Source organism: Streptomyces sp. WG7 (genome assembly GCF_049975785.1).
Taxonomy (GTDB): Bacteria; Actinomycetota; Actinomycetes; order Streptomycetales; family Streptomycetaceae; genus Streptomyces.
This window is the reverse complement of record NZ_JBNGGE010000025.1, coordinates 21,489-33,226: the sequence shown is the minus strand read 5'-3', so window position 1 is coordinate 33,226 and position 11,738 is coordinate 21,489. Positions and strand designations below refer to the sequence as shown.

The following is an 11,738-nucleotide window of genomic DNA, read 5'->3' as shown; positions in this document are numbered from 1 at the left end:
GCCACCGCCGTACTGAAGGTCACAGTTCACCGGACCGCGGCGGAAGGGCATCATGAAGACCGTGTCCCACGCGACCTCGCTCCGCCGCGCCCCCGTGCAGCGGCGCAGCGCCGAACGGCTGACCCGGATCCTCGACGCCTGCGCCGTCCTCCTCGACGAGGTCGGCTACGACGCCCTGAGCACCCGGGCCGTGGCACTGCGCGCGGACGTCCCCATCGGCTCCGTCTACCGCTTCTTCGGCAACAAGCGGCAGATGGTCGACGCGCTGGCCCAGCGCAACCTGGAGCACTACGCGGAACGGGTCACCGAACGGCTGACGGAGACGGGCGACGGCGGCTGGCGCGGGGCGCTGGACGCGGTGCTCGACGAGTACCTGGCGATGAAGCGGACCGCGCCCGGTTTCTCCCTGATCGACTTCGGCAACCAGATCCCGGTCGGCGGCCGCCACGCCGTCCCCAACCACCGCGTCGCCGACCGGCTCACCGAGCTGCTCTCCGGCTACCTGGGCCGCCGCCCCGACGACGATCTGCGCCGCGCCTTCCTCGTCGCCGTGGAGACCGCCGACGCCCTTGTGCAACTCGCCTTCCGGGTCGCGCCGGACGGGGACGAGAGGATCATCGAGGAGGCCCGGGAGCTGCTGCGGGCCTATTTGGGGCGGGTGTTGGACTGACGGGCCGGCTGGGCTCGCCTCTGGGCCGGCTGGGCTCGCCTACGGGTCGGCTGGGCTCGGCCTGCGGACCGGATTGGCTCGGCCCGCAAGTCGGCCGTGCTTGGCCGACGCAGGCCGCGCTGGGCTGATGGACCGGCTGTACTCGGCCGACGGGCGGGTCTCGCTGGGCGGGACGGGCGGGGTGTGCTGGGCCGGCTGTACTGGGCGGGACGGGACGGGACGGGTCGGTCGGGAGGGACCGGAGGGCCGACGGTGTTCGGTCGGCGGGTCGGCGGGTCGGCGGTGCTCGGTCGGCGGGCCGGTGCCGTACGGCTGTTACGCAGCCGTCGGCGCAAAGCCTCCCCAGCATGCCTACCGGTCGGTATGCTCACCGCGAGAGAGCGCCGCTGCCGCCGCCCTACGGGAGGACCCGTGTCCCGCACCGCCCTGCGTATCTGCCCCCTGTGCGAGGCCACCTGCGGCCTGGCCCTCACCATCGACGGCACCACGGTCACCGCCGCCCGCGGGGACCGCGACGACGTCTTCAGCCGTGGCTTCATCTGCCCCAAGGGCGCCTCCTTCGGCGCCGTCGACGCCGACCCCGACCGGCTGCGCACTCCCCTGGTGCGCAGGGACGGCGAACTGCGCGAGGCGACCTGGGAGGAGGCGTTCGACGCGGTCGCCGCCGGCATCCGGCCCGTCGTCGAGCGGTACGGGCCGCACTCCGTCGGCGTCGTCCTCGGCAACCCCAACGTGCACACCATGGCCGGCGCCCTCTACCCGACCGTCCTGCTCGGCGCCCTCGGCACCCGCAGCCTCTTCACCGCCTCCACGGTCGACCAGATGCCCAAGCACGTCTCCAGCGGGCTGCTCTTCGGTGACGCCAACGCCATCCCGGTGCCCGACCTCGACCGCACCGACCACCTGCTCCTCATCGGCGCCAACCCGCTGGAGTCCAACGGCAGCCTGTGCACGGCTCCCGACTTCCCCGGCCGCCTCAAGGCCCTCAGGGCGCGCGGCGGCACCCTCACCGTCATCGACCCGCGCCGCACCCGCACCGCCAGGCTCGCCGACCGGCACGTGGCGATCCGCCCCGGCACCGACGCCCTGCTCCTCGCCGCGATGGCCCACGTGCTCTTCGAAGAGGGACTGGTGGACCTCGGCGAGCTCGCCCCGCACGTCGAAGGGGTCACGGAACTCGCCGACGCCGTACGCGACTTCACGCCGGAGTCCGTCGCCGCCGCCTGCGACGTGGACGCCGGCGTCACCCGCGCCCTCGCCCGCGAACTCGCCGCCGCCCCCACCGCCGCCGTCTACGGCCGCATCGGCAGTTGCACCGTCCCGCACGGCACCCTCGCCAGCTGGCTCGTGGACGTCCTCAACATCCTCACCGGCAACCTCGACCGCCCCGGTGGCGCCCTCTTCCCGCAGGCCGCCACCGACAAGACCCCGCGTCCCGCCGGTCCCGGCCGCGGCTTCGCGCTCGGCCGCTGGCACTCCCGGGTGAGCGGACACCCCGAGGCCAAGGGCGAGCTGCCCCTGTCCGCCCTCGCCGAGGAGATCGACACCGCCACCGACGAGGGCGCGCCGGTCCGGGCGCTGATCACCGTCGCCGCCAACCCGGTGCTGTCCGCACCCGACGGCGACCGGCTCGACAAGGCACTGGACTCGCTCGACTTCATGGTGAGCGTCGACCCCTACCTGGGCGAGACCTCGCGCCACGCCCACGTCGTCCTGCCGCCGCCCCCGCCGGCCCAGAGCCCGCACCACGACTTCGCCTTCAACACCCTCGCCGTGCGCAACCAGGTCCGCTACACCCGTCCCGCCGTCCCGCTGCAACCCGGCCGCATGGCCGAGACCGAGATCCTGGCCCGGCTGATCCTGGCCGCCACCGGCATGCACGGCGCCGACCCGGCCGCCGTCGACGCCATGGTGATCGAGCAGACCCTCGACAGGGCCGTGGGGGACCCGCACTCACCCGTACACGGACGGGACGCCGGCGAACTGACCGCACAGCTCACCGGCGAGAACGGCCCCGAGCGGCGGCTCGACCTGATGCTGCGCCTCGGCCCCTACGGCGACGGCTTCGGCGTACGCCCCGACGGCCTGACCCTTCAGCGGCTGCTCGCCCACCCGCATGGCATCGACCTCGGCCCGCTGCGCCCACGCCTGCCGCAGCCGCTGAAGACCCGCAGCGGCAAGGTGGAACTGCTGCCCGGACCGATCGCCGACGACCTGCCGCGCCTGCGCCAGGCCCTGGCCGAGCGCGCCGACGGGCTCGTCCTCGTCGGCCGCCGCCACCTGCGGTCCAACAACAGCTGGATGCACAACATCCCGGCCCTCACCGGCGGCTCCAACCGCTGCACCCTGCACCTCCACCCCGACGACGCCGAACGGCTCGGCGTGCGCGGCGGAGAGCCCGTGCGGGTCAAGGGTGCCGGGGGAGAGGTGACGGCCCCCGCCGAGGTCACCGACACCGTCCGGCCGGGCGTGGTCAGCCTTCCGCACGGCTGGGGCCACGACCGGCCCGGCACCCGCACGAGCCACGCCGCCACCGAGCCCGGCGTCAACGTCAACCAGCTCCTCGACGGCAGCGTGCTCGACCCGCTCTCGGGCAACGCGGTCCTCAACGGCGTACCCGTCGAGCTCGTCCCGGTCCCCCCGCCGCTGACCGACACAAAGCTGTGACCTGGAGTTTTGCGCTTATTGCTCGCGTGTCAACGTCTTGTTAACGACGCTTCACGGCACCTAACGTCGCTCGCACCGCCTGCCCCGGTGGGATGTTCAAGGGCGAACGTTAGGTACTCACTCATGCTGACCATCCTCGGCTTCGCCATGATCGCGACCTTCCTGGTCCTGATCATGATGAAGAAGATGTCGCCGATCGCGGCGCTCGTGCTGATCCCCGCGCTGTTCTGCGTGTTCGTCGGCAAGGGCGCCGAACTCGGTGACTACGTCATCGACGGCGTGTCCAGCCTCGCCCCCACCGCGGCGATGCTCATGTTCGCGATCGTCTACTTCGGGGTGATGATCGACGTCGGGCTCTTCGACCCGATCGTCCGGGCCATTCTGAAGTTCTGCAAGGCCGACCCGATGCGGATCGTCGTCGGTACGGCCCTGCTCGCCGCCATCGTCTCGCTGGACGGCGACGGATCCACCACCTTCATGATCACGGTCTCGGCGATGTACCCGCTGTACAAGCGCCTGAAGATGAGCCTGGTCGTGATGACCGGCGTCGCCGCGATGGCCAACGGCGTGATGAACACCCTGCCCTGGGGCGGTCCGACCGCCCGCGCCGCGACCGCGCTGAAGGTCGACGCCACCGACATCTTCGTCCCGATGATCCCGGCCCTGGCCGTCGGTCTGCTCGCCGTCGTCACCCTGTCCTACGTCCTGGGCCTGCGCGAGCGCAGGCGGCTGGGCACGCTGACGCTGGACGAGGCGCTGGTGCGGGAGCCGGAGAGCGAGACGGTGCTGGTCGGTGCGGGTGCGGGTACGAAGGCGGGTGCTGACGCGGCCTCCGGTGCGGACGCCGGTGCCGGTGCCGGTTCGGGTGCCGGTTCGGGTTCGGGTTCGGGTTCGGCGAAGGCCGCCGCGGGTTCCGGCGGGTCCCAGGATGCCGCCGCCGAGGACGGCGACTGCGACGACGACTTCCAGACCCTCGACCCGAACCGGGCCACCCTGCGCCCCAAGCTGTACTGGTTCAACGCGCTGCTCACGGTCGCGCTGCTCACCGCCATGATCATGGAGCTGCTGCCGATCCCGGTGCTCTTCCTGCTCGGCGCCGCGCTCGCGCTCACCGTCAACTTCCCCCACATCCCGGACCAGAAGGCACGCATCGCGGCCCACGCCGACAACGTCCTCAACGTCTCCGGCATGGTCTTCGCCGCCGCCGTCTTCACCGGCGTCCTCACCGGCACCGGCATGGTCGACCACATGGCCAACTGGCTGGTGGACACCATCCCCGACGGCATGGGCCCGCACATGGGCCTGGTCACCGGCCTGCTCAGCCTGCCGCTGACCTACTTCATGTCGAACGACGGCTTCTACTTCGGCGTCCTGCCGGTGCTCGCCGAGGCCGGCCAGGCGCACGGCGTGTCGACGCTGGAGATCGCCCGCGCCTCCATCGTCGGCCAGCCGCTGCACATGTCCAGCCCGCTCGTCCCGGCCGTCTACGTCCTGGTCGGCATGGCGAAGGTCGAGTTCGGCGACCACACGCGGTTCGTGGTGAAGTGGGCGGTCATGACGAGCCTGGTCATCCTCGCGGCGGGCATCCTGTTCGGCATCATCTGATCATCGGACGGGTTGTCCGGTCACTCGCTCAGAGAACCGGCGGCCGGGGAGTACGGGATCCCGGGAAGGAAACGATCATGACGCCCGGTGGGAACCGCGGGTGGCTGCTCCGCCTCGTCATCGCCTTCGGCTTCGCGCAGGGGGCGGTGTCGATGGCCCGGCCCGCCGTCTCCTACCGGGCCCTCGCGCTGGGCGCGGACGAAAGGGCGGTCGGCGTCATCGCCGGTGTGTACGCGCTGCTGCCGCTGTTCGCCGCCGTCCCGCTCGGCCGCCGCACCGACCACGGCCGCTGCGCGCCCCTGCTGCCCGTCGGCGTGGTACTCATCGCCGGCGGTTGCGCGCTGAGCGGTATCGCGGGCTCCCTGTGGGCGATGGCCCTGTGGAGCGGCGTCATGGGCCTGGGACACCTCTGCTTCGTCATCGGCGCCCAGTCGCTGGTCGCCCGCCAGTCCGCCCCGCACGAGCAGGACCGCAATTTCGGCCACTTCACCATCGGGGCCTCGCTCGGCCAGCTCGTCGGGCCCGTCGCGGCGGGCGCGCTGATCGGCGGCCACGACATGGCGGGCAGCAGCGCCCTGGCCCTGGTGGTGGCGGGCGCGGGCGCGGCGGTCGCGTTCACCTCGCTGTGGCGCATAGAGCACCCGACGGCCGCCACGTCCCGTACGGAACAGGGAACGCGCGTCCCCGTCGCGAGCATCCTGCGCGCCCGGGGCGTGCCCGCCGGCATCCTGATCAGCCTGTCCGTCCTGTCCGCGACCGACGTCCTCACCGCCTACCTGCCGGTGGTCGGCGAGCACCGGGGCATCTCCCCGGTCGTGATCGGCGTACTGCTCAGCCTGCGGGCCGCCGCCACGATCGCCTGCCGGCTGGTGCTGACCCCCCTGCTGCGGCTGCTCGGCCGGACCGCGCTGCTCACGGTCACCTGTCTGCTGGCCGCCCTGCTGTGCGCCGGTGTCGCGCTGCCGGTGCCGGTGTGGGGGCTCGCGCTGATGCTGGTCGTCCTCGGCTTCTGCCTCGGCGTCGGCCAGCCGCTGTCCATGACGACCGTCGTCCAGGCGGCCCCCGACGGAGCCCGCTCCACCGCCCTCGCCCTGCGCCTGACCGGCAACCGCCTCGGCCAGGTCGCCGCACCCGCCGCGGCGGGACTGATCGCCGGCGTCGCGGGGGTGGCCGCGCCGTTCGTGATGCTCGGCGCCCTGCTGCTCATGTCCTCGGGCATCGCCCTGCGCTCCCCGTCCACCGGACCGGCCGCGGACCGGCCGCCCGCCGGAGACGATGCCGAGGACACACCTCGCCGCCGGGCACCGCGCCGGACGGCCCGTTAGGTCGCCGGCCAGGTCACCTCGGGAGCGTCCCTTCGCGGGACCGCGAAGCCCCTTCCCGGGTGGGGGCAGGCACGAGGGCGGAGGCGGCCGAGGGCACCGTGAACGCCGACGTGTCGCGAGCGTCGGACGGCGGGTCTTCCGGCCGAGCGGTGCCCGCAGCCCCGGGGACGTCGTGGGCAGGCGCCGGGGCCGCGTGACCGGGCCCGCCGGTTCGGAGCGCGGCGCTCTGTCAGGTCGGCTGGAGCTCGCCGGTGATCGGGACGTCGGGGGTCTGCGTGTTGGTGACGATGGCGAGGTCGGGGCCCTTCGGACCAGGGTGCCACTGGCCGCCGGCCAGGCGGACCAGGGCGATGTTGGGGGTGGGGCCCCGTTTCCAGTCGAGGGTGCCCGCGATGGTGGGCAGGGCCGTGCCGGCGAGGGCTCGGGCGATGGCAGCGTGGTCGGTGGGGTCGTCGGCGGTACTGAGGGCGTGGTGGGCGGTTTCCACGAGGGCGTGGGCCAGTCCGAGCGGCTGCAGCCAGGATTCGCCGGTGTCACGGCGGTAGGCGTGGGCGAGGTCGGCGCAGGTGGTGCCGTCCAGGCTGGAACGGTAGGGGTGGGCGGGGCTCCAGTAGACGAGGGTGGCGACGCGTGCGTCGGCGAGTTCGGCGTGGACGTCCGGGGCTGTGGTGGTGTGGGTGTGGGGGTAGGTCAGCCACCGCGAGCAGGTGATCAGCCGGGGCCGCAGCCCGGCCTGACGGGCCTGACGGTGGAAGAGGGACAGGTCGGCGGCGGTGGCGGCGCTGGTGACGATGTCGGCGCCGTACTCCCGCATGCGGCCGACCTGTGTCCGGAAGTCGCCCGCCGGTTCGCGGTAGGGGCCGAGGTCGGCCATGTCGTGTCCGCGCGCGGATGTCACCGGGGCGAAGCCGTACCGGTCGTGGCGGAGCAGGCTGCCCTGAAGGTCGTCGTTCCACAGGCAGCCGATGGTGTGGGTGCCGCCGGTCTGTTCCCACATCTCGGCGAAGACGGTGGCGATGTCGTCCAGGCCCCAGGCGAAGTGGTAAGTCCACTGGAAGTGGTGTCCGGGGGCGGCACCGCGCGCGTGGACGTAGGCCTGCCACGGGAAGGTGGTCGACAGACAGGGGACCCGCAGTTCCTCGCAGGCGTCGGCGACGGCGGGCAGTACCTGGGTCCCGGCCATGGTCAGGACGATGTGCGCCCGGTCGGTGGTGACCAGGTCGTGGACGGCCTGCCGGGCCGCTGCCGGATCGGAGCGGCTGTCGCGTACGGCGACCGACACGTCGTAACGGCTGCTTCCGTTACGGACGTGCTCCAGCTGCGGCGCCAGCGCCTTCAGAACGTAGGTCAGTGGCTTGCCCAGCGGCGCCAGACGCCCCGTCAGGGGCGCCACCACACCGATCGTCAGCCTTGCTGAGGAGATCTTCACCCTGTGCTTCCCGCCTTCTCATCGCCCATCGCCCATCGACGAGAACCGGTGAGCCGCGTGGTGGTGGACGACGCCACGCGGCTCACCGGCTCCTCACTGCTCCTCGCCGGACTCTCCGGCTCAGTGACCGGAACGGTCCACGGCCACGCACGTGGTCCTGCTCATCACCGACACCGTCTCGTTGCCGCAGTTGTTGCTGTGGCCCGAGGCGTTGCGGGCGAACAGCAGGTTGGACAGGACCCCGCCGCTGGCGCCGACCTGGTCACCGCCGCCGCCCTGACTGGTGTCCTCGGACAGGCAGGTGCGGTCCTTGAGCAGAGCCACCTTGCCCGTTCCGCAGAGGTTGGCGTGGCCGGAGGAGTTCCTGCCGGACAGGTTGGACAGCAGGCCCCCGGGCCCCCCGTCACTGTCACCGGCATGCGCGGCGGCCGCACTGACGGGCGTCGCCAGTACCGCCCCCACCAGCGAGGCCACCACCGCGACACGCCGCACACCGAACATCTGCACTGTGTTCCTCCCATACACCGTTGCCGGCCGCGTCGACCGGTCCACCAGCCCTAACGACGGTGCGGGCGAACGGCATGGCCGTAGGCACGGTGAATCATCAGCGAAGCAGTTGATCGGCTACTCCGAAGGGAGCTCACCGGCCAGGCCGTTGACAGCGGCGGGGGACGGGGACACGGCGATGCGGTTGCTCGCCCTCCGGCCGCCTGTTCGCGCGGCCGCGGGCGTGGGAGCGGATTCAGGAGCGGATCCGGACGATGCCGGCGCATCTCGCGCATCGAATGCTGTCGCCGCCACCACGGTCACGGGTTCGGGTGTGGCACGCCGGCGCCCGGTGCGGCGCGGGTCGGCCCGGTGCGGCGCGGGTCGGCGCGGCGCGGCGCGGGTCGGCCCGGCCCGGCTCGGGTCGGCGCGGCGCGGGGTCGGGCCGGAGGCATCGTGGAGTGAAGCGCCGCAGGCCTCGGGTCCACCTCCTGAGACGCCCCCACCCCTGAATCCGGCCGTCCGCTTTCTCATCAGATGGACGGTGGGACCGGGATACGGTCCAGTGTCTTCCCCCAGCCGCGCACATTCCGTTAACTTCCGTGACTCACACGCCCCGTACGACCCGCACGAGGGCGTCCGACCGCGGAGCACCAGCGCTCAGTGAGCCCCGGGGGCACCTCCCATGACACGCGCCATCTCCCTGCACGACGTGAGCAAGACCTACGCGCGAGGCGTCCGCGTGGTGGACCGGCTGTCGCTGGACATCGCGCCCGGCGAGTTCCTCGTCCTGCTCGGCCCCTCCGGCTGCGGCAAGTCCACCGTGCTGCGCATGATCGCCGGCCTGGAGGAGATCACCGACGGCCGACTGCTGCTGGACGGCGAGTACGGCAACGACCTGCCTCCCTCCGAGCGGAGCATGGCGATGGTCTTCCAGAACTTCGCCCTGTACCCGAACATGACGACCCGCGGGAACATCGGCTTCCCGCTGCGCGTCGAGGCACCGCAGACCGACCCCGGCCCCCGTGTGGACGCCACCGCCCGCATGCTGGGCATCGAGGACCTCCTCGACCGCTTCCCCGCCCAGCTCTCCGGCGGCGAACGCCAGCGCGTCGCCATGGGCCGGGCCATCGCCCGCCACCCCACCGCCTTCCTGATGGACGAGCCGCTGTCCAACCTCGACGCCAAGCTCCGCAACCATCTGCGCGCCGAGATCACCAAACTGACCCGGGAACTCGGCGTCACCACGGTCTACGTCACCCACGACCAGTCCGAGGCCATGTCCCTCGGCGACCGCGTCGCCGTCCTGCGCGGCGGCGTGCTCCAGCAGGTGGACACCCCGCGCGCGGTGTACGCCCTGCCGCGCAATGTCTTCGTCGCCGCCTTCATCGGCACCCCGCGGATCAACCTGCTGCGCGGCCTCGTACGGGCGCCGCTCGACGGGGCGATGACCATCAGCCTGGGCAAGCAGTTCCTGCGCCTGCCCGAACCGCTCTCCCTGGACCACCAGTTGCTCCGCGTCCAGCAGGGCCGCGAGGTCATCGTCGGCCTGCGCTCGGAGGCCGTACGGATCGCGAAACCCGCCTCCGCCCGCCCCGGCGAGGTGCTGCTCACCGGCCTGGTGGAGCACGTCGAGTTCCAGGGCCACGAGGTCCTCGTCCACTTCAACACCGGCTCGCGCCCGGCCGTCGTACCCGATCTGGAGGCTCCGCGCCCGGTCGCGCGCCCGGCCGGGCGCCGCCGCCGCGACGGCACGGTCCTGGACCGGCTGAAGGAGCGGGCGGGCACCCTGCGCGCCGGACCGGTGGTGGTCGTGGACGACCCCGAGGGCGCCGGACCCGCTGGCACCGAACCCTCCGCCACCGCCCCGGACGGCCGCCTCCCCGGCGACCTGATCGTCCGGACCACCCCCGACATCGACCTCCGCCACGGCATGCAGGTCCCCCTCCTCGTCGACCTCGCCCACCTGTTCGTCTTCGACCAGCACGGCGACCGGATCTGCCCCGCCCCGGCGCGGCTGCCTGACCTGGAGGAGTGAGTTCGCCGGCATCCGGCCTGCCGGGAAGGTGAGCCGCGCCACCATGGTGGCCGCCCCTGGTGCCGTAAAACTATCGGCGCTAGTTTGGGGCCGGACGACGAGGCCCGCCCGGAAGGAACGCGATGAAGGCACACGACGGCATGTACATCGACGGGGCCTGGCGGCCCGCCGACGGCCGGGACACGATCGAGGTCGTCAACCCGGCCGACGAGCAGGTGATCGGCAAGGTCCCCGCCGGCACCGCCCTGGACGTCGACACCGCCGTACGGGCCGCCCGCGCCGCCCTGCCGGGCTGGGCCGCCACCCCGCCCGCCGAGCGGGCCGCGCGCCTGGCGGCGCTGCGGGACGTACTGGTGGCCCGCAAGGACGAGATCGCGGAGACGGTCACCGCCGAGCTGGGCTCGCCGCCGAAGCTGTCGCAGGCCGTGCACGCCGCCGCCCCGATCGCGGTGGCCGGCTCGTACGCCGAACTGGCGGCGACGTACGCCTTCGAGGAGAAGGTCGGCAACTCCGTCGTCCACCACGAGCCGATCGGCGTGGTCGGCGCGATCACCCCGTGGAACTACCCCCTCCACCAGATCGTCGCCAAGGTCGCCCCGGCGCTCGCGGCCGGCTGCACGGTCGTGCTGAAGCCCGCCGAGGACACCCCGCTCACCGCCCAGCTCTTCGCGGAGGCGGTGCACGAGGCGGGCGTCCCGGCGGGCGTCTTCAACCTGGTCACCGGCCTCGGCCCGGTCGCCGGCCAGGCCCTCGCCGAGCACCCGGGCGTCGACCTGGTCTCCTTCACCGGTTCCACGGCCGTGGGCCGCCGGATCGGCGCCGTCGCCGGCGCCGCCGTCAAGAAGGTCGCCCTCGAGCTGGGCGGCAAGTCCGCCAACGTGATCCTCCCGAGCGCCGACCTGGCCAGGGCGGTCAACGTCGGCGTCGCCAACGTCATGTCCAACTCCGGCCAGACGTGCAGCGCCTGGACCCGCATGCTCGTGCACGCCGACCAGTACGACGAGGCCGTGCGACTGGCCGCCGAGGCCGCCGCCAAGTACGGCGACCGGATCGGCCCGGTCGTCAACGCCAAGCAGCAGGAGCGCGTGCGCGGTTACATCGAGAAGGGCGTCGCCGAGGGCGCGCGCCTCGTCGCGGGCGGCCCCGAAGCCCCGCGGGAGCAGGGCTACTTCGTCGCCCCGACCGTCTTCGCCGACGTCACCGAGGACATGACCGTCGCCCAGGAGGAGATCTTCGGTCCGGTCCTGTCCATCCTCCGCTACACGGACGAGGAGGACGCCCTGCGGATCGCCAACGGCACGGTGTACGGCCTGGCCGGCGCCGTCTGGGCCGGCGACGAGGCCGAGGCGGTCGCCTTCGCCCGCCGGATGGACACCGGCCAGGTGGACATCAACGGCGGCCGGTTCAACCCGCTGGCGCCCTTCGGCGGCTACAAGCAGTCCGGTGTGGGCCGCGAGCTGGGCCGGCACGGCCTGTCCGAGTACCTCCAGACCAAGTCCCTCCAGTTCTAGCCCCAGG

8 protein-coding genes are annotated in these 11,738 nt (G+C 72.7%); 6 read left to right on the top strand and 2 right to left on the bottom strand.

Going from position 1 to position 11,738, the window contains the following annotated elements; genetic code table 11:
• The first annotated feature begins 52 nt into the window (after nt 1-52).
• The 4 genes from ACP4J0_RS23205 (at nt 53) to ACP4J0_RS23190 (ending at nt 6,267) form a co-directional block, all read left to right on the top strand.
• Nucleotides 53-670: a TetR family transcriptional regulator gene (locus ACP4J0_RS23205; RefSeq protein ID WP_426600590.1), complete on the top strand. Its 618-nt coding sequence runs from the start codon at nt 53-55 to the stop codon at nt 668-670.
• Nucleotides 671-1,081: 411 nt separating this feature from the next.
• Nucleotides 1,082-3,337, top strand: coding sequence for a molybdopterin-dependent oxidoreductase (locus ACP4J0_RS23200; protein WP_426600589.1), 2,256 nt, complete (start codon nt 1,082-1,084; stop codon nt 3,335-3,337).
• Between the two features lie 123 nt (nt 3,338-3,460).
• Nucleotides 3,461-4,942, top strand: a complete 1,482-nt coding sequence (locus ACP4J0_RS23195; RefSeq protein ID WP_426600588.1) for a CitMHS family transporter — start codon at nt 3,461-3,463, stop codon at nt 4,940-4,942.
• 77 nt (nt 4,943-5,019) lie between these two features.
• Nucleotides 5,020-6,267: an MFS transporter gene (locus ACP4J0_RS23190; protein WP_426600587.1), complete on the top strand. Its 1,248-nt coding sequence runs from the start codon at nt 5,020-5,022 to the stop codon at nt 6,265-6,267.
• 229 nt (nt 6,268-6,496) lie between these two features.
• Here the strand turns inward: ACP4J0_RS23190 and ACP4J0_RS23185 are convergent, their stop codons facing one another.
• Both ACP4J0_RS23185 and ACP4J0_RS23180 read right to left on the bottom strand, forming a co-directional pair.
• Nucleotides 6,497-7,660, bottom strand: coding sequence for an ABC transporter substrate-binding protein (locus ACP4J0_RS23185; protein ID WP_426600586.1), 1,164 nt, complete (start codon nt 7,658-7,660; stop codon nt 6,497-6,499).
• A gap of 156 nt (nt 7,661-7,816) precedes the next feature.
• Nucleotides 7,817-8,197, bottom strand: coding sequence for a hypothetical protein (locus ACP4J0_RS23180; protein ID WP_426600585.1), 381 nt, complete (start codon nt 8,195-8,197; stop codon nt 7,817-7,819).
• 670 nt (nt 8,198-8,867) lie between these two features.
• Between ACP4J0_RS23180 and ACP4J0_RS23175 the strand changes: the two genes are divergently transcribed.
• Nucleotides 8,868-10,220 carry an ABC transporter ATP-binding protein gene (locus ACP4J0_RS23175; protein ID WP_426600584.1) on the top strand — a complete coding sequence of 451 codons (1,353 nt, stop codon included), beginning with the start codon at nt 8,868-8,870 and terminating at the stop codon, nt 10,218-10,220.
• Nucleotides 10,221-10,342: 122 nt separating this feature from the next.
• Nucleotides 10,343-11,731: an aldehyde dehydrogenase family protein gene (locus ACP4J0_RS23170; protein ID WP_426600583.1), complete on the top strand. Its 1,389-nt coding sequence runs from the start codon at nt 10,343-10,345 to the stop codon at nt 11,729-11,731.
• Nucleotides 11,732-11,738: the final 7 nt, after the last annotated feature.

Bases quoted from the DNA above. Each gene is read 5' to 3' on its own strand.
- ACP4J0_RS23205 (WP_426600590.1), top strand. From the start codon at position 53: ATGAAGACCGTGTCCCACGCGACCTCGCTCCGCCGCGCCCCCGTGCAG.
- ACP4J0_RS23195 (WP_426600588.1), top strand. From the start codon at position 3,461: ATGCTGACCATCCTCGGCTTCGCCATGATCGCGACCTTCCTGGTCCTG.
- ACP4J0_RS23190 (WP_426600587.1), top strand. From the start codon at position 5,020: ATGACGCCCGGTGGGAACCGCGGGTGGCTGCTCCGCCTCGTCATCGCC.
- ACP4J0_RS23180 (WP_426600585.1), bottom strand. From the start codon at position 8,197: ATGTTCGGTGTGCGGCGTGTCGCGGTGGTGGCCTCGCTGGTGGGGGCG.
- ACP4J0_RS23175 (WP_426600584.1), top strand. From the start codon at position 8,868: ATGACACGCGCCATCTCCCTGCACGACGTGAGCAAGACCTACGCGCGA.
- ACP4J0_RS23170 (WP_426600583.1), top strand. From the start codon at position 10,343: ATGAAGGCACACGACGGCATGTACATCGACGGGGCCTGGCGGCCCGCC.